The following is a 20367-nucleotide window of genomic DNA, read 5'->3' as shown; positions in this document are numbered from 1 at the left end:
AAGGTGTTGCGGTGAACGGCGGGGACCCCGATCTCTCCGACAACCCCCCCGCCGTCGCCCTCCGAGGGGGGTCCGACCACCGCCGCACCGCCGGCCGGGAAGAACCCCCCTCCACCGATGCCGCCAAACCCCAGTGGCCCCCGGGCGCCCCCCCCCCCGCCGCCCCCGGCCCCCCCGCCCCCGCGGGCCCCCGCCCCCCCCCCCCCCCCCCCGGGGGGCCCCCCCCCCCCCCCGGGGGGGGCGGGGGCCCCCCGCCTCCGTTCACCATCCGCCCGTCAGGGCGCAGAAGTTCCCCTCTTGAAAGGAGACGCGTATGTCCGGACAGGACTGGCTCGACAAGGACTTCTACGCGGTCCTCGGCGTCTCCAAGGACGCGAGCGCGCAGGAGATCAAGAAGGCCTATCGCAAGAAGGCCAAGCAGCACCACCCCGATAAGCATCCCGACGACCCGCAGGCCGAGGACCGGTTCAAGGAGATCGGCGAGGCCTACGCGGTTCTCAACGACCCCGAGCAGCGTCAGCAGTACGACGCGATCCGCGCCATGGGCGCCGGCGGCGCTCGCTTCTCCGCCGGTCAGGGCGGCCCGGGCGCCAGCGGCTTCGAGGACATCTTCTCCTCGATGTTCGGCGGCGCTGGGCGGCAGCAGCACTACACCCGAGCCCCCGGTGGGGGCGGGGCCCAGCCGGACCTCGATGACCTGCTGAAGATGTTCGGCGGCGCTGGCGGGGGAGGCTTCAGCTCCTCCGGCGGTGGTTTCGGCGGCGCGGGCGGATTCGGTGGCCCGACTGCCGGGCAGGACATCACGGCCCGCACCACGCTGAGCTTCCGCGACGCAGCGCTCGGCACCGAGGTGCGCCTGAGCGTGGACGGCAAGTCCATCACCACCCGCATCCCGGCCGGGGTGCACGATGGGCAGAAGATCCGCCTGCGTGGCAAGGGTCGCCCGGGTCACAGCGGCGGCCCCGCCGGGGACCTGCTGCTGACCCTGGACGTGACCGAGCATCCGGTGTGGAGCGCCGACGGGGCGAACCTGCGCATCACCGTGCCGGTGTCCTTCGACGAAGCGGTGCTCGGCACCACCCTGTCCGTGCCCCTGCTCGAGGGCGGCACGGTGACCCTCAAGGTTCCCGCCGGCACTCCGTCGGGGCGCACCCTGCGCGTGCGCGGCAAGGGCCTGAAGACCACTAAACGCACCGGCGACCTGCTGGTCACCATCGAGGTGGCTGTGCCCAGCCATGTGGAGGGCAAGGCCAAGCAGGCCGTCGAGGATCTGCGCGAGGCACTCGCCGGGGAGGACCCGCGGGCCGGTCTCGCTCAGGCCGCCGCACGCTGAGGAAGTGAGCTGTGAGTCCCCATCGGATCGATGAGCGCGCCCCGGTGTTCGTCATCTCCGTGGCCGCGGAGCTGTCCGGCATGCACCCCCAGACCCTGCGGCAGTATGACCGCCTGGGCCTGGTGGTGCCGGACCGCACCCGCGGTCGGGGCCGCCGCTACAGCGCCCGGGATATCGCTCGGCTGCGCGAGATCCAGGCCCTCTCGCAGGAGGACGGTGTCAACCTCGCCGGCATCAAGCGGATCCTCGAGCTGCAGGATGAGGTGGGGGCGCTGCGCGAGCAGCTGACCGCCGTCCAGCACGCCCTGGATCGCATGACCCCCGCGCAGCGCCGGGTGTTCGCCGCCGATGCTGACGGCGAGATCAGCGCCCTGCGCCGCGGTGAGCGGCCGCGGCGCCGCGAGAGCTCCAACGCCCTGGTCGTGTGGCGGCCGCGCAATCGCTCCTGGTGAACGCCCCTCCTGGTGAACCCCTCAGCGGCGCCCGATGCCCCCGGGCCGACGACGTCCGCGACGCCGCAGATGCGGCCGCACCCCGGCCGCGGCATAGATCTGCTGCAGCTGCTGGGCGACCGCCCCCAGATCCACCCCCTCCGCGGCGCTCCGCCCGGCGGCTGTGAGGTCCGGCAGCTGCCCGTCCAGCAGGGCACGCAGATGCTCTGCGGCGCGGCGCGGGAAGTCCGGATCGTCCCCGGCGACCTGGTGGGTGAGCACCCCGTCGGGCACCATCTGCTGATAGATCGGGATAGCGCGCACCAGGGTCGGGGCGCCGCACGCGAGCGCCTCCCACAGCACGATGCCCTCAGTCTCCTCCTTGGTGAGGAAGCAGAACGCATCCGCGCCGCAGTACGCCTCCCGCAGCTGCTGCGCCCCCACGTACCCGGGGAAGCGGCAATTGCTGGGCGCGGCAGCCAGAGCGCGGCGCACCTCGGCGGTCAGCAGACGCTCATCGGTGCGGCCGAACCACACGAAGGTCACCTCCGGCATCCGCCGGGCCACCTCCACCCAGTCCACGATGCCCTTGCGCACCAGCTGCATGCCGACGCTCACCACCACCGGTGCCTCCTGCGGCAGGCCGAGCGTCTCGCGCAGGCGGGCCCGCGCGCTCGGGTCGGGGCGGAAGAACGTGGTGTCCACGCCGTTGGACAGCACGGAGATCGGGGCGCGGATGCCGTAGACGGGCCGGGAGATCAGGGACTTCGCATAGGCCGACGGGGTCAGCACGTGATCGCCCAGGCGGTACAGGTGCGCGATCCAGCGACGGAACCACGGGGCTATCGCATTCGCCCCGGGGAAGGAGTCGCGGAAGTCCTCTTCCGTGGAGTGCGCCCACATGAGTACGGGACGACGGCGCAGCCGCGCCCAGTGGGCCAGCAGTGCCGTATCCGGGAACGGGGTGTTCAGGTGCACCACATCGAAGGGTGCGAAGGGGCTGGTCACGACCTCGTGGCCGAGGGACTGAACCGCCTGGCGCTGATGGCGGATCGCCGCGCCGATCCCGGATTCGCGGGCCAGGCTCGCAAGTCCCGTCGGCATCAGCACCCGCAGACGCTGCCCCCTGGGCGCCTCGTGCGGATCCGGCGCGTCGGGAGCCTCGCCCGGCTCGCGCTGCGAGGGGTTCTCCTGCGTGCGGTGATCCTGCGGCATGGAGAGCAGACCCCCGCGGCGGCGGGGGCGGCGCGCCTGTCGGCTGCGCTGGAACATCAGCGTGTCTCCTTCCCGGGGGTCACCATGGCACCAGCTGCAGCAGCACCGTGGAGATCCCTAGCCCGTAGGCGACCAGCGCCCACGGTTTGCCCAGCAGGATGATCGCCACATAGGTGCCCCAACGCATGCGGGTGGTGCCGGCGAGGTAGCACAGCAGATCATCGGGAGCCACGGGCAGCACGATCGCGATCGCGAAGGCCCGCGTGAAATGGGGGCTGCGAGTCCAGCCCAGGTACTTGTCCACCAGGCGGGCGGGGAAGATCCGTTCGATCAGCGCGAGCCCCACGTGGCGGGCGATGAGGAAGTTCAGCAGCGAGCCCGCACAGACCGCAATGTAGTTGTACACGGTGCCCTCGATCGCCCCGAACAGCACCGGGCCGGCGATCACCAGCAGCCCGCCGGGCACGATCGGGAACACCACCGCCGCGGCGGAGACGATGAGGAACACGATCGGCCCCCAGGCCCCCAGGGAATCGATGAAGGCCTGCAGGTTCGCGAGCGAGCGCAGCACCCCGCTGTCCAGCCCCCACCACACCAGGCCGATGCTCACCGCGAGCCCCAGCAGCGGGGACAGCCGGGCGGCGATCGCCAGCGGGTCGCGGCGTCGCGCGGTATGCGACTCGTCGGCGCGAGCAGCGGTTGCGGGAGTCTCGGCCCGTACATCGTCCGCATCGCGGGCCGACGGGCGTCCTGCCCGGGTGCCGTCGGATCCGAGGCGGCTGACTCGCACGCTCCCGGCACGTTCGCGGCGGGGAAGCCCCGCCGCCGGGCGCACCGGATCGCTCACGGCGCTCACGCGACCATCGCCGTTCGCGCGATGACGCGGCGGGAGCGGCGCCGCCGCACCTGCCCGTACACCTCCATCACCGAGCGCGCGAACTGCTGCGCGCCGCAGGTGGCACGGGCATGCTCGATCGCGGCGGCGCTCATCGCGGCGTGACGGTGGGGATCATCCAGGAGGTTGCCCAGCAGGGCCGCGAACTCCTCGGGGTCTTCGTACTGCCAGCCGGTGCGACCATCGAGCACCACCTGGTCGATCGACGGGTCGCGGTGGCACAGCAGCGGGGTGCCGCAGGCGAGGGCCTCGATGAACGTCAGCCCTTGGGTCTCGGAGCGGGATGCGGAGACGAACACGTCACCGGCGCGGTACCAGCGCTGCACCTGGCTGGGATCCACCACGCCCATGAACCGCACCCTCTCGGCGATGCCGAGCGCTCGGGCATGCGCCTCAAGCTCAGCGCGGTGCGGCCCATCGCCCACCAGCACGAGCACCACGTCCTCGCGTCCGCAGGCTGCAACCATCTCGAGCACCTCGTCGAGGTTCTTCTCTTTGGCCAGGCGGCACACCGACACCAGCATCCGCTGATCCGGCCTCACGCCGGCGCGTTCACGCAGCAGCTGCACATCGGCCTGTTCGAGACGGCTCTGAGCGGGGCGGAAACGCGTGAGATCCAGCCCGGTGGGCACCACGTGGATCGGCCGACGCACCCCGTAGCCGGTCAGCAGGCGCGAGACCTTCGCGGTGGGCACCACCACGGCATCGCAGCCGGCCAGGATGCGACGGGAGAAGGAGGCGACGACCTTGCGGCCGACGGTGCGGCTGGGGGAGTAGTAGTGCGTGTAGTCCTCGTAGATCGTGTGGTACGTGTGCACGAGCGGCACCGCGAGCATCCGCGAGATCTTCCGGGCCCACATGTAGGTGGAGAATTCGCACTGCGAATGCACCACGTCCGGCCCCCAGGCCAGGATGTCCTGCAGCACCCGACGATTGGCCGGCATACCGATCCGGGCGCGGTCGTACACCATGCCCGCGCTCACCGAGCCGATGCGGTACACCCCGGGCTCATGGTGGGTGCGGAATCCTTCAGCCAGAGTCAGCACGCGCACATCGCAGCCCAGTGCCAGCAGCTCCCGGCGCAGCGTCAGGACGGAGGCCACCACGCCGTTGACCACCGGCTCCCACCAGTCGGTGGTGATGAGCACCCGCAGGGGGCGCTCGGTCTCGGCGGCGGTACGGGCCGGGGTCCGCAGACGGATCATGTTCACACCCCGAGCCTCGCACCCCCCGGCGCCTCGCGCGTCCGCCGAACGGATGACCTCGGTGCTACCCAGGTCTGATCCGCGAGCGGACGCGCGGCGGCGGAAAGTCCACAGAGCCATGCTCCGAGACTACGAGCCCTGTTGAGCGGGGCCGATGGGGCGCGCCCGAGGGGTCGTGGAGTTTTTCCCTCTGGTGCGTCAGCTCTTCACCTGATAGTGGGCGGTGAAGGAGGCAGACGCGAGCGCTTGAGTGAAGATCGCGAACCGGGTCTGCACATGCGGGGCCGACGGGTCCGCCTCGAGGGACTCCACCGGCAGGGCATGCACGGTGAAGACGTACCGGTGCGAGGGCCCGGGCGGGGGCTCGGGACCGTCGTATCCGGGGTTGCCGAAGTCATTAACCGCCTGCTGGAGGGATGCCTCGTCACGGGCCACGCCGACCGGCAGGGAGGTGGTGGAGGCCGGGATATCCCAGGCGATCCAGTGCCAGAAGCCGGAGCCCGTCGGCGCATCGGGGTCATAGCAGGTGACCGCGAAGGACTTCGTGCCCTCTGGGGCGCCCTCCCACGTCAGGTCCGGGGAGAGATTCTCGCCGCCCTGGGAGGCGACCAGCTGCTGCGGGGCCACCACGGAGCCGTCAGGGGTCGCGGCGGAGGTCAGGGTGAAGGTGCTCTGCGTCATACCGGTCACCCTAGGCAGGCGCCGCGGTGATGTCGAGCGCTCGCCTGCAGCGCCATAACTCGTGCCGGGCCGTGACTCCTTGCAGCGCCGTGACCCCGTGCAGCGCCATGACGTGGCACCTGGCGGCGGTAGAGTCCTGTGCATGACACAGGCGTCACCGTCTCACTGGGCCGATGCGATCGAGGGCCCCTTTCCGCTGCATGATGCAGACGTCGGGGAGGTGTGGCGCTTGCTGCACGCCGCCGACGGTGAGTTCATCCCCCCGCTGTCCGCGCGAGAATCAAGCACCGTGCAGGAGCTCTCGGAGCCGGATCCGACCCGCCTGCGGACTGCCCCCGAGGGGCCGCGTGAATACTTCGCGAGCATGCGCGAGCAGCAGTTCCTGCTCGTCCGGGATGAGCAGGGCGCAGTCATCGCCTTCATGAGTTTTCGACCGGACTATGAGCTGCCGGTCCAGGGGTTCGATGCTCCCTGCTGGTACATCACCACCCTCGTGGTGGATCCTCCGCATCGTCGGCGCGGAATATCGCGGGCGCTGTATGCCGTGATGCTCCACGCGGCGCAGCTGGCCGATCGCCTGGTGGCCACGCGCACCTGGTCCACGAACGATGGACACCTCGCTCTGCTGGACCAGCTGGGATTCCGGGTCCTCGAGCGCCTGGTCGATGATCGGGGACCCGGCCTGGACACCCTGTACCTCGTGCGCGAGGAGGACGCGTAATGGTGCGCCGCCGACGCCGACTGGGGCGCGAACGTCTCCCTCTGCTGGAGCGCATCAGCGCCTACCACCTGCAGTCCAACGTCTACGCCCTGTTGGCGCTAAGCGTGCTCACTGCCGTGTCGGTCATCGCGTACCTGAACTCCCAGGATGATGAGGGGTTCGGGGCGAATCTGTGGCTGGCGATCGCGACATCGCTCATGGCCTCGGTCCTCGTGCTCGCCGCAGAGACCTTCGTGAAATTCCGGCAGCATGAGAATGACCTGTTCCTGGAGGGGATCGAGAAGCTCGGCATCTCCAATCTGCATTTCGACAAGTCCGCCCTGCTGCAGGATCTGCTCGCCACGTGCTCCCAGACCTTCTGGGCGGTGGGCTACCGTCACCTGCTGACCGCAGAGCTGCGACCGCACATTGAGCAGGCGGTGGAGCGTGGCGCATCAGTCCGGCTGCTCGTCGTGCCGCCCTGGGCCGAGTCCTTCCGCCTCGTCTACGGCGATCACGAGCGCGTGGTGAGCAACTACTTGAATGTGCTGCGCGCCATCGTCGATGGCAGCTCTGGCCGCGCGCGGCCGGATGCGCAGGTGCGTTTTCTAGACCGGCCCCTGTTCAACGACACGTACAAGGTCGACGACGTCATCGTCACCGGTCCGTACATGCACAACGACGACCGTCACCACGGCAAGATCACCGCGAACGACTTCTTCACCTACGAGCTGCACCGCTCTAGCCACCTGCATGAGCTGCTGCTGGACGAGTTCGATGTGCTGTGGCGCGAGGCCGAGCTGGAGCTCGACTGGGAGAGGTTCGCGCAGACGGATCAGATTCTGCGCGTCGAGGACCTCAACGAGGCCGGCCGTCTCCAGCTGCTGAAGGACTCCTGCCGCTCTCTGGAGGATCCAGCGGGCGAGACCGGTGAGGATGCCACGTCGCAGACCAGATGACTGCGCGGCTCGGCGGACCGGCTGATCTCGCCGATCCGCCGCCTCAGAACCCGTCGGTCGTCGGCCGCGGGTAGTGCTGCAGGAACTTCTTGATCTGGTTCGCCATCGCCGCTGCCACATAGAGTCGACGCTTCATGCCCTCCACCGAATAGGCCAGGGGGTGGACGGTGCGCTGCTTGCCGATCGCGCGCACCCGGGCACGCAGATCGGCATCGACGATATAGCGCCGCAGCAGGGACCACGGCACGATCGAATACAGCACCTCCTGATGCGGCATGGACCGGGGATGCTCCGTGCGCTCGATGAGGTCCGCCACCACGGGCTCGGCGACGTTCGCGCCCGCCGCGGTCATGTAGTAGTTGTTGCGGCCGATGCGCGGGTTGACCTCGAAGAACTTCGCCACCCCATCGCGCGGATCCACCTTCACGTCGAAGTTCGCGAAGCCCCGGTACCCGGTGTGCTCGAGGAACCGCACCGACTGGTCGAACACGTCCGGCAGCTCGGTGGTGAACATCGCCGCGGGGTTCCCGAGGGCCCCCGGGGTGTGCTCCTCGAGCAGCACCTGCGCACCGCCCAGCATCGTCACCTCTCCGCGGGAGTCCACGTAGGCGGTGACCGAGAGCATGCAGGTGTCGTCCCCGGGGATCATCTCCTGCAGCACGAAACGGTCGCGGTAACCGGCCGCCGTCAAGGTCTGTACCAGCTCCTCCAGCTCGGCGCGGTCATGGATCTCGAAGACCTTGCGCTTGCCGGGGAAGGAGACCGCGTTGTACGCCGAGGAGCGGGACGCCTTCGCCACCAGCGGCCAGCCCAGATCCAGCTCGGCCGGAACCTCCGGGGCGGTGCCGGGGGAGAAGTCCAGCACTTCGGTGCGCGGGGTCGGCACATCGATCTCGGTGCACAGCCGCGTGAACTCCGCCTTGTCCGCCACCGCGGCGAGCACCTCATCGCCCAGCAGCGGGAGGTGGTAGAACTCGGCGAGCTCTCGGCGGTGCCGCGCCAGCAGTGTGACCAGGAAGTCGGCGTTGGCCAGCAGGATGGGACGCGCCGCATCCGGGCGGGAGGCCTTGTTGCGGCCCTCCTCCAGCAGCGCGGCGAGCATCTGCGCCTCGCTGGCCTCCATGCCCAGCTCCACAGTGCGCAGGATCGAGGAGTCCGCGACGGGACCGGCCACCTTGCGGGTGATCACCGTGGAGGTGATGCCGTAGCGCTCATGGAAGGCGCGGGCCAGGGCGTAGATGCCGATGTCCCCGCCCAGCAGCACCAGATCCACCCCGGTCGTGGGGCGGGCGCTATGGGGGGACGTGGTGGTCGGGGTCATCGGCGGTCCTCTCGGGCGGTGGGCGCTTCGGCCGGTGTCGGCTGCGGCGGCTTCGCTCCGATGGTAGTGCCGCAGCGCGGCATGTCCGGTCCTGTCATCGGCGCCGCAGCCACAGCGTGGTGTCGGCCGGCAGCGTCCCGGGTGCCGACGGGGCGGAGGCCACCAGCAGCTCGGCCTCGCGCAGGTGCGTGGGCAGCTCCAGGTCCTCCTCGCCGGTGTTGACCAGCACTACCACGTCACCGCGGGTGAGGCCCAGCACCGGCGCAGGCAGGTCCTCGAGGAAGGCCAGCGGCGCGGTGGGGCGGCCCAGCCCCAGCTCGGAGCGCAGACGGATCGCGGTGCGGTACAGCTCGAGCGTGGAGCCCTCCACGCCCTCCTGCGCATCGGCGGCGAGCTGCCCGAACACCTCCGGCTGCGGCAGCCACGACTCTCCGGTGGGGGAGAAACCGAAGGCCGGGGCGTCCTGCTGCCATGGCAGCGGCACCCGGCAGCCGTCGCGGCCGGGCACGCCCGCGCGGTGGTGGGCGGGGTCCTCTCGCAGCTCGTCAGGGATGTCGGCCACCTCCGGCAGCCCCAGCTCCTCGCCCTGGTACAGGTAGGCGCTGCCGGGCAGAGCCAGCATGAGCAGGCTCGCGGCGCGAGCGCGCAGCAGCCCGAGCTCCGCATCCGGCACCTCCTCGCGCGAGAGGCCCTCCCCGAAGCGGTGGTCGGGGGCGAATCCGTAGCGGGTGGCGTGGCGGATCACGTCGTGGTTGGACAGCACCCAGGTGGTGGGGGAGTCCACCGCATCGGCCAGCGCGAGCGGCTTCTCGATCGCGCGGCGCATGGTCTCCACGCCCCAGCGGGCCTGGAGGAACCCGAAGTTGAAGGACTGGTGCGCGCGGTCTTGGCCGATGTACTGCGGCAGGCGGTGCTCGGGGATCCATGCCTCGAGCACCATCATCCGGTCGCCCTCATAGGAGTCCAGGATTGGGCGCCACTGGCGGTAGATGTCCACCACGCCGTCGTTGTCGAAGTAGATCGGCACCTCGCCCTCGGGGATGTCGATCAGGCCTTCGGAGTTGACCTGCGCATCGGGCAGACCCTCGGGCTTGACCATCCCGTGGGCGACGTCCACGCGGAACCCGTCGGCCCCGCGATCCAGCCAGAACCGCAGGACCCTCTCGAACAGCTCGTGGACCGCCGGGTTCTCCCAGTTCCAGTCCGGCTGGGTGGTGTCGAACAGGTGCAGGTACCACTGGCCGGGCGTGCCATCCGGCTCGGTGATACGGGTCCACGCCTCGCCGTGGAAGATCGACGTCCAGTTGTTCGGCGGCAGCTCGCCGTGCTCGCCCTTCCCCTCGGCGAAGACGTACATATCCCGTTCGGGGGAGCCAGGACCGGCAGCCAGGGCGGCCTGGAACAGCTCATGCTCGCTCGAGGAGTGGTTCGGGACGATGTCCACGATGACCTTCAGCCCCAGCTCATGGGCACGGGCGATGAGTGCATCGGCGTCGGCGAGGGACCCGAAGCGCGGGTCCACGTCCGTGTAGTCGGAGACGTCATAGCCGCCGTCGTGCTGCGGGGAGGGGTAGAAGGGGGACAGCCAGATCGCGTCCACGCCAAGGCTCGCGATGTAGGGCAGGCGCGCGGTGATGCCCGGCAGATCCCCCATGCCATCGCCGTTGCTGTCTGCGAAGGAGCGCGGATACACCTGGTAGACCACGGCATCGCGCCACCAGGCGGGGGTGGCGGAAGCCTCGTGGGCGGCGGATGCGGTGGGCTGCGGGGAGATCATGGTGTCCGGTACTTCCTCTCGTCGGTCCAAGGGGTTCATAGGGTCAGGGGTTGGTGTCGGCGGGGGAGGGGCCGACGGGGGCTGTCAGCTCAGCAGATGCACGGTGGCACCGGCTGCCTCGGCCCCCAGGGTGAGGGTGGCGCCGCGGGCGGTGGCGTGCGCGCCGCCGCGCTGATCCAGCATGCGGCTGCCGGTGATGCCGGGCAGGGCCGCGAGGTCCAGCTCGATCGCCGGGTGGGCGGAGCGCGCCAGGTGCACGAGCACGCTGCCGAGGTCATGGGTGCGCAGGTACACGATCGCCTCGGCGCTTGCATGCAGCCACTGCACGCCGCCGCGGCGCAGCGCCGGATGGGCTGCGCGCAGGGCTAGCAGCTCCCGTAGGGCGCGGAGGATCTGCGGATCCACCTGCGCTCCCACTGAGCCGGCCGGGGCGTCCACCGGCTGGCCCTGCTCGAGCTGCTCGATGGTACGCCAGGGCATCGGCTGGCGGGCATGCTCGCCGTTCAGACCGGGCAGCCCCAGCTCATCGCCCGCGAACACGGTGGGCACCCCCGGCAACGTGGCCTGCGCGACGAGCGCCACCAGGTGCTTGCCGCGCTCACCCACCACCGAGCGGGTGCGCGGGGTGTCGTGGCTGGACAGCTGGTTCTGCGAATGCTTGCGGGCGGGGAAGGAGAGCTGCGCGGTGTAGTCGCGCAGCGTGTGGGCCGCCGCCCAGCCGGGCACGTGCGGGATCGTTATCGGCAGACCCAGCCAGTTCAGCTCCTGCGCGGGGTCACTCAGCCACGCCCACAGCGGCCGTGTGAAGCCGGTGTAGTTCATGGTTCCGTGCCAGCCGTCCCCGGCCAGGTCCCCGCTCGCGTCATGGTTGTGCTCGGCCAGCAGCCAGGTGGAGCGGCCGGTTGCGGCGTCCATCTGCGCCATGGTGGCGCGGATCCGACGGGCAACGTCGTGGGCGAGGTCCTGGGTGCCGTTGCGGCCGGTCATATGGGCCACGTCGATCCGCCAGCCATCGGCTGCGAAGGGCTCGGCGAGGTACTTCCCGACCACGGAGTCCGGGCCCTCGAGCAGGCGCCGACTGAGCTCCGCGCTCGAGTGATCGAGCGAAGGCAGGGACGGCACGCCGAGCCAGCAGCGGAAGCGATCGGGGTGCTCGTGGAAGGTGTAGAACCCGGCCTCGGGGCTAGTGGCATCGGCCTGCGCGGCGATGAACCACTCATGGGTGACGCCGGTGTGGTTCGTGGTGAGGTCCAGCATGAGCCGCATGCCGCGCTCATGCAGCGCCTGGGACAGTCGCACGAGCGCCGCATCCCCGCCGAGCACCGAGTCCACCCGGTCGAAGGTTGTGGCGTCGTAGCGGTGCGCCGAGCCGGCCGGGAACACCGGGGTCAGGTACACGACGGTCGCGCCGAGGGACTGGATGTGGTCCAGGTGCTCGATCACGCCGTCGAGGTCACCGCCGTACAGCTGCTCGCCGTTGCGCAGCCCGTCCTCCTCCGCGGGGGTGTCCCATGGCATCGGGAGCGCCCAGGCGGGCAGCTCCCCGGCCGGACGCCCCTGCTCATCCACCGGCGCGGCGGCGGAGCGGGCGAAGCGGTCCGGGAAGATCTGATACACCACGGCGTCATCCACCCACTCCGGGGCAGGCGCATGGGAGACCAGGCGGAAGTCCGTCGTGTCCCCGACGTCCCAGGGGTAGATCCCCGCGGCGGTCAGCCACGCGTAGGTGGGGATGCCGCGCTCGGCATCACCGGGGCCGATGAGCGCGAAACGGTAGGGCTGCACCGGGTTCACCGTGGTCACCGTCGTGGACCACCAGCGGCCTCCGGCCACCGGCTCCTCGGCCCTCAGCTGTGCGGTGGTGATCTCCGCATCGACCAGGGTGCGCAGGGCCACGTGGGTGAGCGGCCAGGCATCCGGGACCCACACCCGCAGTTGCACCGCATCGCCGATCCCGTGCGGTGGACGGGGGACGAACAGCGGCCCCTCATCATGCAGCGGCCGCTCCAGGGCAGGGACGGCAAGGGGATCGTGCTCGATGCGGGTCATGGAGGCTCCCAACGGGTCGGAGGACGAAAGCACAGGAAACGACGGGGAGAGCGTCGGCGGCGGGACAGACGATCGCGCCGATGCCGGGCGGAACCCGGCATCGGCGCGATGCGCGGTCGATCAGCCCTTCACCGCACCGGCGGTGGAGCCGCCCACGATGTAGCGCTGCAGGAACTGGTACAGGATGATCACCGGGATCATGATCATCACGGAGCCGGCGGCGAAGACGCCCAGGTTGTTCGAGCGGTCTCCCTGCAGCAGGCCGTACAGGCCCACGGCGAGGGTCTTCTTCTCATCGGCGGTGAGGAAGATCGAGCCCAGCAGGAACTCGCTGAGCACGCCGACCAGCGCCAGCAGCACCGTGGTGGCGAGGATCGGGGTCAGCGTGGGCAGCAGGATCTTGGTGAACACCTGCCAATGGGTGCAGCCGTCGATGATCGCGGCCTCGTCCAGCTCCTTGGGCACGGTGTCGAAGAAGCCCTTGATCAGCCACACCTGGCCCAGCGAGCCGCCCAGCAGCACCACGATGTAGCCCGGCAGGGAGTTCAATCCCAGGAAGGGGAAGATCTGCCCCAGGCCGGAGATCATCGTGTACACGGCGATCATCGACAGGATCGCGGGGAACATCATGATCAGCAGCAGCGACAGCAGGCCAATGCGGCGCCCGGTGAAGCGGAAGCGGCTGAAGGCGTAGGCGGCCAGGGTGGACAGGAACACCTGCACCACGGCCACGATGCCGCAGACGACCATCGTGTTGATGTACCACCGCACGAAGGGCCCGCGCTCGCCGGCCAGCAACGACTGGTAGTGGGTGAGGCTGAAGGCGCGGGGCAGCAGACCCGAGGAGGACACGGTGCCCAGCGGATTCAGCGATGCGGAGATGACGAACAGGATCGGGAAGACGGCGAAGACCACGGCGGCGATGCCGACGAGGTGACGCCAGCCCACCTCGGCCATCCAGCGGCCGAAGGGCATCTTGCGCTGTGTAGTCACAGAGGGTGCGACGGGGGTGCTCATGGGATGCTCTCCTGACCTCTCAGTTGACGTCTTCGAGGACGTTGGTGAAGCGGAACTGGATCGCGGCGATGATGCCCGTGAGGACGAACAGCGCCACGGAGACCGCGGAGGCGAAGCCGAAGTCGGCACCGGATCCGCCGAAGGCGATGCGGTAGATCATCGAGATCAGGATGTCCGTGCCGCCGCGCGTGTACTCGCCCGGCAGGAACGGCCCGCCCTCGGTGAGCAGCTGGATCGCGTTGAAGTTGTTGAAGTTGAAGGCGAACGAGGCCACCAGCAGCGGGGCCACCGCCACCAGCAGCAGTGGGGTCACCACCTTCACGGTGGTCTGCAGGCGGCTCGCGCCGTCCATGCGCGCGGCCTCCATGACATCGCTGGGGATCGACTGCAGCGCACCGGTGGAGACGATGAACATGTACGGGAAGCCCATCCATAGATTCGTCAGCAGCACCGCGACCTTGGCGAGCGTGGGATCGCCCATCCAGTTCAGGCTCAGCCCCAGCGTCTCGTTGATCAGGCCGAAGTCGCGGTTGTAGAAGTTCGACCACACCAACAGGGAGATGAAGCCCGGGACCGCGTAGGGCATCAACAGGATCGAGCGGTACAGACGTCGCCCCTTCATCCGCTCGTCGTTGAGCACGAGCGCGAGGCCGAAGCCGACGATGAAGGTCAGCCCCACCGAGCCGATCGCGAACACGAGAGTCCACAGGAACGCGGCGCCGAACTGCTTGGCGATGTTCGCGTTGGTGAACAGCCGCTCGTAGTTGGACAGCCCCACGTTCTGCAGCCAGGACTGACTGAAGGCCCGCTTGCCGTCTGCGTCCACGAAATACTCGCTGTTGCCGACCTTCCCGACGGTGTAGGTGTCACCCGTGGAGGAGTTCGTGATGGTGTCCGTGGCCTCGTCGTAGCTGAGCACCGTGGTGCCCTCGAAGGCCTGATTGGTGCCCTGCACGCGCACCGCACTGCTGTCGTCGATCGGCACGGCGACCTGCTGGATCGCATCGTAGGCGTCGTTGATCTGGCGGGCGTCGAGGATTTCGTACCCCTCGGCCTCGGTGACGCGGTCACCGGCGACCGTGACCTCCCCGGCGGGAACCTCCTCGAGTGCGGTCTCCTCATCGCCCTTGAAGATGGTGCCGTCCTCAGGATCGACCAGGAACAGGGTGAACGGCCCCTCGACCGGATCACCCTGGGTGGCGACCGACAGGTTGTACCAGGTGGAGTCATCCGTCTGCTGCACGGAGTTGGCGATGATCGAGTTGATCGCCTGCTCCTTGGATCCGCGGGTGCCGTCACCGAAGTTCGTGAAGGAGTAGCCGATGGTCAGGATGATCGGCGTGATAAGGAAGACCACCAGGAAGAACGTGCCGGGGAACAGGTACTTCCCGGGCACGAACCGCTTGGTGGAGTAGAGCACGAAGATCGTCACCGCGGCGAGCACGGTGACGATCAGCCACATCCACTGCTGCAGCTGGAGCATCACGGGGATCGCGAACGCGGTGATGGCCAGCACGGCGCCGAGGAACAGCACACGCACCAGCAGCGACGCAGTGGTGGAACGGCGATCGCGGTGCGCAGGCGCAGAGGTCGAGGTCATGGCGACGCTGCCTTTCAGGACAAGGGCACGGAGGAGGGAGGGGTTTGCAGATGGCAGCGGGGGCGGGGCACGACGGTCACCGTCGGGCCCCGCCCCCGGCGGGATCAGCCGCCGATGGCGCCTGTGATCTCATCACCTGCGGAGGTGATGGTCTTCTCCGGGTCGGCGCCGCTCACGATGTTGGCGTAGGCGAGCCCGAGCGGGCCCCAGATCGCGGCCATCTCGGGAATGGCCGGCATCGGGTCCGCGCCCTCGGCGAACTGGGCGATCTTGATGATCTCCGGGTACTCACCGGACATCGAGTCCTGCAGCTCCAGGTTCACCGGGGGCAGCTCGTTCTTGGCGAACATCGCCTCGACGATCGAGGGGTCGGTGGCCACGGCGCTCGCGAAGCTCTGCGCGTTGCCGGGGTTCTTGCCGCCGGCGGCGACGTAGAACGCGTTGACGCCGGCGAAGGGGACTGCCTTGTCCATGCCCTCGAAGCCCGGGACCGCGGTCATGCCGAAGTCGATCTCGGCGGTGCGGATGTCCGCCAGCGCCCAGGGGCCGGAGATGAGGTAGGCGGCCTTGCCGTCGGTGAACAGCGAGATCGAGTTGTCGCCCGAGATGGAGGTCTTCAGCACGCCCTGCTCGCCCAGCTCGCCGATCTTCTCGGCCGCGGCGATGGAGCCTTCCTGGCCCACGCCCACGTCGCTGGGGTCCGAGTTGCCCTCGTCGTCCTTGCCGAACAGGTAGCCGCCGGCGGAGGTGTAGAAGGGCTCCATGTGGTAGGCGTCGCCCTGCTCGCCGACGGGGAGGGCCAGCACATGCTCGGCGCCGCCGGCCTTCGCGGCCTCGACCATTTCCTCGACGGTCTTCGGCTCCGCGACGTCGGTCAGCTCCTTGTTGGAGTAGAGCACGAGGGTCTCCACGGCGTAGGGGACGCCGTAGGTCTGGCCGTCGTAGGTCACCGCGGTCATGCCGATGGGGGCGATGCCCTCGGTGGCGTTGCCGGGCAGCTGCACGGGGGAGATCGAGCCGTTCTGGACCAGGTTGCCGATCCAGTCGTGGGCGGCCACGATCATGTCCGGGCCGTTGCCGGCCTGGTTGGCGGTGATGAAGTTGTTTTGGAGGTCCTTAGCGACGATCTGCACGGCCACGGAGAGGCCGTTCTCCTCGCCCCACTTCATGGCGGGCTCCTCGAGAGCCCCGGCCTTGACCTCATCGGTCCAGATCACGAGGTCGGCGTCCGCGCGGGCCGGGGCGCCGCCCTCACCCTCGCCGCCGCCATCGCTCGCGCCGCCGGCCTCGCCCGTGCCGTCGGTCCCGGTGGTGCTGTCATCCCCGCCGCATGCGGCCAGGAGGGCTGCCCCCGCGGCGGCACCGCTGAGGGCGAGGAAACTCTTCCGTCGAATCTGCACGTCTTCTCCTATGAATCGTGGAGCGTCCGGCCTCGGTGGCGGTGCTCGGTGTGAGGCTAAGAGTAGACCTTTCGAGCGCAACTGTGCAAGAATCAGCAAGATCTTGCAGGTATCGATTGGGCCACAGTGAGGATGCTGTGGGCTTGAGAGGCTGGACGCATGGCTCGTCTGATCGACATCGCCGCCGAGGCCGGTGTCAGCGAAGCGACCGTTTCCCGTGTGCTGAACGGGAAACCGGGTGTCAACGAGGGAACCCGCCGCACCGTGATCGATGCCGCCCGGAAGCTGGGGCGCAGTGTCGAGGCGCTCGAGGCGCCCTCGGCGCCGGTGGTCGGAGTGCTGGTGCCGGACCTCGACAACCAGGTGTTCGCCTCGTGGGTGGAGCGTCTGGAGGTCGAGCTGTTCGAGCGCGGGGCCGCGATCCTGGTCGCCTTCCGTGCAAGGACCGTGGAAAGAGAGCAAGAGATCTTGCAGCGGTTCCTGCGGGCTGGGGTGAGCGCCATCATTGTTGTCTCCGGCCACCACGCCCAGGAGCGCGCGCCGCTGGATCACTACCGCGAGGTGACCGAGGCCGGGCTGCCGCTCGTGCTCGTCAACGGCGTGCGCGAAGAGCTCGAGGCCGCATTCCTCTCCAGTGACGATGGGCACGCGATCGGCGTGGTGCTCACTCATCTGCAGGAACTCGGGCATCGTCGGGTGGGCCTTGCAGTGGGTGATGAGCACACGTTCCCCGTGCGCCAGAAGCTGCGTGCCTTCGAACAGGCCACCGCCGACTGGGGGAGCGAGCCCCAGCCGGTCGCCTTCACCGACTTCTCCTATGCCGGCGGCTACGAGGCGGCCCGTGACCTCGTGGACCGCGGGGTGAGTGCGATCATCTGCGGCTCCGATGTCATGGCCGCCGGCGCCCTCGAGGGAGTGCGCTCCCTGGGGCTCGCGGTACCGCGAGATGTCTCCGTGGTGGGGTACGACGATGTCTTCTGGGCGGCTCTGACCGACCCGCCTCTGACGACGGTGCGGCAGGCCGTGGGCACGATCGCCCGGGCCGCCGTGCGCACTGCGCTCAAGGGAGGGGAGGCATCCCGTCGGCCCTCCCGTACCGAGGTGGTGTTCCGTCCCCAGCTCGTGGTGCGCGGTTCCACCGCAGCCGCCCCCGGGGGCGCGTCCTGAGCGTCTTCGGGCCGGACGGCCACCACAGGGCGGGAAATGCTGGGGCGCCCGGTGAGAGGGGTGAGCGGCGGGCCGGTTAGCATGGCCCGGTGACCTCCTCGAACGATGCCCCCGCCGTGCCCGCTGACGACCAGACCATCGCCGGTGCCCAGACCCGCACCAGCTATGACACCGCTGCGGAGCGCAGCGATGCCCTGTGGCGGAAGATCGGCGAGGACCCCTCCGGGCTGCGCATGCTCACCGGGGACCGGCCCACCGGTGCCCTGCACATCGGCCACTACTTCGGATCCCTGCGCAACCGCGTGCGCGTCCAGGACATGGGCGTGGAGACCTGGCTGATCGTCGCGGACTACCAGGTGATCACCGACCGCGATGTCATCGGAGACATCAAGGGCTCGGTGCGCGAGCTGCTGACCGACTACCTCGCCGCCGGGATCGACCCCGAGCGCTCCACGATCTTCACCCACTCCGCCGTCCCGGCCCTGAACCAGCTCATGCTGCCGTTCCTGTCCCTGGTCACCCAGCCGGAGCTGGAGCGCAACCCCACCGTGAAGGCGGAGCTCGCCGCAGCAGGGAAGTCCGCCATGGGCGGACTGCTGCTGACCTACCCCGTCCACCAGGCCGCCGACATCCTGTTCTGCCACGGCAACCTCGTGCCCGTGGGGCGCGACCAGCTGCCCCATATCGAGCAGACCCGAGTGATCGCCCGGCGCTTCAATGAGCGCTATGCGGGCGGCGAGCAGTACTTCGCGCCGCCCTCGGCACTGCTCTCCGAGGCGCCGACGATCCTGGGCCTGGATGGGGAGCACAAGATGAGCAAGTCCCGCGGCAACACCGTCATGCTGAGGATGACGGCCGATGAGACGCTCAAGAAGATCAAGAAGGCAAAGACCGATTCCGATCGGCTCATCACCTTCGACCCCGAGGGCCGCCCGGAGGTCGCGAACCTGCTGACGATTGCGGCGGAATGCTCCGGCCGCGCCCCGCAGGAGATCGCCGAGGAGATCGGCGACAAGGGCGCGGGCACGTTGAAGATGTACACCGCCGAAGTCCTCAATGAGCACCTGCGTCCGCTGCGCGAGCGCCGGGCAGAGCTCGAGCAGGACCCGGGGTACCTGTTCGAGGTGCTCCGTCGCGGCAACGAGCGGGCCAACGCGGAGGCCGATGCGACCCTGCAGCGGGTCCGCGAGCTCATGGGGATGGTGTATTGACCTCACGGGACCCCTTGGGCCCGGACACGGCAGTGCCTTCACGAGCTCGCTGCTGTTCGGACCAGAGGGAGAGCTCTCGCTCGCGCTCACGCGAATAGGGCAGCAGCGCCAGAGGCAGCAGCCCCAGCAGCGCGAAGAGGATCGGCACCCCGGCGGTCGCCCAGCGGATCGCCTCCTGGGCAGAGGCCGTCTGCTCCGCGGCCCCGGAGATGTACCCGCCGTGGTTGAGGATCGCCATGTAGATCACCATCTGGGTGCCTGCCACCGGCGCTGTCAGCAGGGCCCTCACCGAGGCGATCGTGCCGGCCTTGCGGATCCCGGTGCGGCGTTCGTCGTCGTCGATGAGCGCAGCATCCAGGGTGGAGGTGGAGATCGTCACCATGTAGCGCCCGGCCATGATGAGCACATAGCAGGCCAGTACATGGAACCAGCGTTCGGCCAGCAGCAGTAGCGCTGTGAAGCCCGCCAGGTATGGCAGGGTCGCCAGCCACAGCGCGGTGCGCGATCCCACCCGTTTGATCATCCGCGCCACGAGGGGCAGCAGCGCAAGAACGATGAGCATCGATCCCACGTCGGCGATCGTGGCCTGCGTGCCGGTGGAGCCGATGACGTCATCCATGAAGAACAGGAAGGCGGTGAAGTAGATCCCCATGGGCGCCAGGAAGGTGAGCCCGTGTCCGAACAGCGCCCAGAACGCCCGTAGACGCAGGATCTCTAGCAGGTCCTGCCGCAGCCGGGAGCCGGTGATATGAGCGGTGCCGCCGTCGCCGTGTTCATACAGTTCCGGGGGATCCTTCAGCGCGAAGGCCGCGATGAGGTAGAAGATGCCGTTGACCAGTACGACACCCATGACCAGCACGTTCAGGATGAGGCGTTCGGTGATCGCATCGCCCACCAGCAGCTGGGTCGCCACGATCGTCGCCACCGAGGAGATCGCGTTGCCGATCCAGGAGCGCATCACCTCCACGTCGATACGGTCCTCGCGGGTGGGTGCGGCGAGGTACACGTAGCTCGTGGCCGAGATCAGGTAGAGCGTCGCGGCCACATCGAAGATGAACAGCTCCAGCAGGAACACGGCGAGGATCGCGCCCTGTGACCAGGTGGAGGGCGTCCACGCCATCGCCATCAGCCCGAACAGGAGGAAGGGGATCGTCACCCGCATCACCAGCAGGAACTTTCCCTTACCGGGGCGATAGCGCATCTTGTCCAGCAGCACCCCGAACACCGGGTCGTTCAGGACGTTCCAGATGTTGAAGGCCAGGTACACCCAGCCGACGTAGCGGGTGTCCAGTCCCACCACGTCGGTGTAGAACTTCACGTACAGGTTGTGGATGATCACCGAGGACATCCACGCGGCGGGCAGTGGGGTGGCCAGCAGCGCCCGCCGTTTCCACGGCATTGACATC

The 20367-nt window shown here is 69.1% G+C and carries 17 protein-coding genes; 6 read left to right on the top strand and 11 right to left on the bottom strand.

All coding sequences use genetic code 11. The annotated features are described in order from the left end of the window. The first annotated feature begins 313 nt into the window (after positions 1 to 313). On the top strand, positions 314 to 1333 hold the full coding sequence (locus tag MU407_RS06745) for a DnaJ C-terminal domain-containing protein (RefSeq protein WP_246956337.1): 1020 nt from the start codon (positions 314 to 316) through the stop codon (positions 1331 to 1333). A gap of 11 nt (positions 1334 to 1344) precedes the next feature. After that, positions 1345 to 1785 (top strand): helix-turn-helix transcriptional regulator, encoded by a 441-nt coding sequence (locus tag MU407_RS06740; protein WP_348648017.1) that lies wholly within the window; start codon positions 1345 to 1347, stop codon positions 1783 to 1785. 21 nt (positions 1786 to 1806) lie between these two features. On the opposite strand, the gene MU407_RS06735 is transcribed toward MU407_RS06740, so the two are convergent. The 4 genes from MU407_RS06735 to MU407_RS06720 all read right to left on the bottom strand — a co-directional run bounded on the left by MU407_RS06735 (position 1807) and on the right by MU407_RS06720 (position 5760). After that, on the bottom strand, positions 1807 to 3036 hold the full coding sequence (locus MU407_RS06735; RefSeq protein WP_246956336.1) for a glycosyltransferase: 1230 nt from the start codon (positions 3034 to 3036) through the stop codon (positions 1807 to 1809). Between the two features lie 22 nt (positions 3037 to 3058). Next, positions 3059 to 3769: a TVP38/TMEM64 family protein gene (locus MU407_RS14460; protein WP_246956334.1), complete on the bottom strand. Its 711-nt coding sequence runs from the start codon at positions 3767 to 3769 to the stop codon at positions 3059 to 3061. Between the two features lie 62 nt (positions 3770 to 3831). After that, positions 3832 to 5079 (bottom strand): glycosyltransferase, encoded by a 1248-nt coding sequence (locus tag MU407_RS06725; protein WP_102236565.1) that lies wholly within the window; start codon positions 5077 to 5079, stop codon positions 3832 to 3834. A 198-nt stretch (positions 5080 to 5277) separates the two neighbouring features. Further along, positions 5278 to 5760, bottom strand: a complete 483-nt coding sequence (locus MU407_RS06720; RefSeq protein WP_102236438.1) for a YbhB/YbcL family Raf kinase inhibitor-like protein — start codon at positions 5758 to 5760, stop codon at positions 5278 to 5280. Positions 5761 to 5902: 142 nt separating this feature from the next. Between MU407_RS06720 and MU407_RS06715 the strand changes: the two genes are divergently transcribed. Both MU407_RS06715 and MU407_RS06710 read left to right on the top strand, forming a co-directional pair. Beyond that, positions 5903 to 6481 (top strand): GNAT family N-acetyltransferase, encoded by a 579-nt coding sequence (locus MU407_RS06715; protein WP_102236437.1) that lies wholly within the window; start codon positions 5903 to 5905, stop codon positions 6479 to 6481. Further along, positions 6481 to 7419, top strand: coding sequence for a hypothetical protein (locus MU407_RS06710; protein ID WP_102236436.1), 939 nt, complete (start codon positions 6481 to 6483; stop codon positions 7417 to 7419). Before MU407_RS06715 ends, MU407_RS06710 begins: the two co-directional genes overlap by 1 nt. A 43-nt stretch (positions 7420 to 7462) precedes the next feature. On the opposite strand, the gene MU407_RS06705 is transcribed toward MU407_RS06710, so the two are convergent. The 6 genes from MU407_RS06705 to MU407_RS06680 form a co-directional block, all read right to left on the bottom strand. After that, entirely contained in the window at positions 7463 to 8740 is a 1278-nt protein-coding gene (locus tag MU407_RS06705) for a carboxylate--amine ligase (RefSeq protein ID WP_102236435.1), read from the bottom strand. Positions 8741 to 8834: 94 nt separating this feature from the next. Then, positions 8835 to 10517 (bottom strand): glycoside hydrolase family 13 protein, encoded by a 1683-nt coding sequence (locus MU407_RS06700; RefSeq protein ID WP_246956332.1) that lies wholly within the window; start codon positions 10515 to 10517, stop codon positions 8835 to 8837. Between the two features lie 84 nt (positions 10518 to 10601). Beyond that, positions 10602 to 12566, bottom strand: a complete 1965-nt coding sequence (locus MU407_RS06695) for a glycoside hydrolase family 13 protein (protein WP_246956330.1) — start codon at positions 12564 to 12566, stop codon at positions 10602 to 10604. A 120-nt stretch (positions 12567 to 12686) separates the two neighbouring features. After that, positions 12687 to 13583 (bottom strand): sugar ABC transporter permease, encoded by an 897-nt coding sequence (locus MU407_RS06690; protein ID WP_246956328.1) that lies wholly within the window; start codon positions 13581 to 13583, stop codon positions 12687 to 12689. Positions 13584 to 13602: 19 nt separating this feature from the next. Continuing rightward, the gene (locus MU407_RS06685) at positions 13603 to 15183 is read right to left on the bottom strand and encodes an ABC transporter permease subunit (protein ID WP_246956326.1); all 1581 of its coding nucleotides are present in this window, start codon (positions 15181 to 15183) and stop codon (positions 13603 to 13605) included. A gap of 104 nt (positions 15184 to 15287) precedes the next feature. Next, on the bottom strand, positions 15288 to 16583 hold the full coding sequence (locus tag MU407_RS06680) for an extracellular solute-binding protein (RefSeq protein WP_246956324.1): 1296 nt from the start codon (positions 16581 to 16583) through the stop codon (positions 15288 to 15290). Between the two features lie 159 nt (positions 16584 to 16742). Between MU407_RS06680 and MU407_RS06675 the strand changes: the two genes are divergently transcribed. Together MU407_RS06675 and trpS are read left to right on the top strand one after the other, a co-directional pair. Next, entirely contained in the window at positions 16743 to 17750 is a 1008-nt protein-coding gene (locus MU407_RS06675) for a LacI family DNA-binding transcriptional regulator (protein ID WP_246956322.1), read from the top strand. A 137-nt stretch (positions 17751 to 17887) separates the two neighbouring features. Further along, positions 17888 to 18961 (top strand): tryptophan--tRNA ligase, encoded by a 1074-nt coding sequence (trpS, locus tag MU407_RS06670; RefSeq protein WP_102236564.1) that lies wholly within the window; start codon positions 17888 to 17890, stop codon positions 18959 to 18961. Here the strand turns inward: trpS and MU407_RS06665 are convergent. Then, complete coding sequence (locus tag MU407_RS06665) at positions 18942 to 20366, bottom strand: MFS transporter (RefSeq protein ID WP_246956320.1); 1425 nt, start codon at positions 20364 to 20366, stop codon at positions 18942 to 18944. The two genes, trpS and MU407_RS06665, sit on opposite strands and share 20 nt — an antisense overlap. Between the last annotated feature and the right edge of the window lies 1 nt (position 20367).

Source organism: Brachybacterium sp. Marseille-Q7125 (genome assembly GCF_023062615.1).
GTDB lineage: Bacteria > Actinomycetota > Actinomycetes > Actinomycetales > Dermabacteraceae > Brachybacterium.
Note: the sequence above shows the minus strand (reverse complement) of the source record. Positions and strands in the feature narration are given on the sequence as shown.

What these genes read in the sequence shown, in the direction of transcription:
- MU407_RS06745 (WP_246956337.1), top strand. Translation starts at nt 314, where the DNA reads ATGTCCGGACAGGACTGGCTCGACAAGGACTTCTACGCGGTCCTCGGC.
- MU407_RS06735 (WP_246956336.1), bottom strand. Translation starts at nt 3,036, where the DNA reads ATGTTCCAGCGCAGCCGACAGGCGCGCCGCCCCCGCCGCCGCGGGGGT.
- MU407_RS06725 (WP_102236565.1), bottom strand. Translation starts at nt 5,079, where the DNA reads ATGATCCGTCTGCGGACCCCGGCCCGTACCGCCGCCGAGACCGAGCGC.
- MU407_RS06720 (WP_102236438.1), bottom strand. Translation starts at nt 5,760, where the DNA reads ATGACGCAGAGCACCTTCACCCTGACCTCCGCCGCGACCCCTGACGGC.
- MU407_RS06715 (WP_102236437.1), top strand. Translation starts at nt 5,903, where the DNA reads ATGACACAGGCGTCACCGTCTCACTGGGCCGATGCGATCGAGGGCCCC.
- MU407_RS06710 (WP_102236436.1), top strand. Translation starts at nt 6,481, where the DNA reads ATGGTGCGCCGCCGACGCCGACTGGGGCGCGAACGTCTCCCTCTGCTG.
- MU407_RS06705 (WP_102236435.1), bottom strand. Translation starts at nt 8,740, where the DNA reads ATGACCCCGACCACCACGTCCCCCCATAGCGCCCGCCCCACGACCGGG.
- MU407_RS06700 (WP_246956332.1), bottom strand. Translation starts at nt 10,517, where the DNA reads ATGATCTCCCCGCAGCCCACCGCATCCGCCGCCCACGAGGCTTCCGCC.
- MU407_RS06695 (WP_246956330.1), bottom strand. Translation starts at nt 12,566, where the DNA reads ATGACCCGCATCGAGCACGATCCCCTTGCCGTCCCTGCCCTGGAGCGG.
- MU407_RS06690 (WP_246956328.1), bottom strand. Translation starts at nt 13,583, where the DNA reads ATGAGCACCCCCGTCGCACCCTCTGTGACTACACAGCGCAAGATGCCC.
- MU407_RS06685 (WP_246956326.1), bottom strand. Translation starts at nt 15,183, where the DNA reads ATGACCTCGACCTCTGCGCCTGCGCACCGCGATCGCCGTTCCACCACT.
- MU407_RS06675 (WP_246956322.1), top strand. Translation starts at nt 16,743, where the DNA reads ATGGCTCGTCTGATCGACATCGCCGCCGAGGCCGGTGTCAGCGAAGCG.
- MU407_RS06665 (WP_246956320.1), bottom strand. Translation starts at nt 20,366, where the DNA reads ATGTCAATGCCGTGGAAACGGCGGGCGCTGCTGGCCACCCCACTGCCC.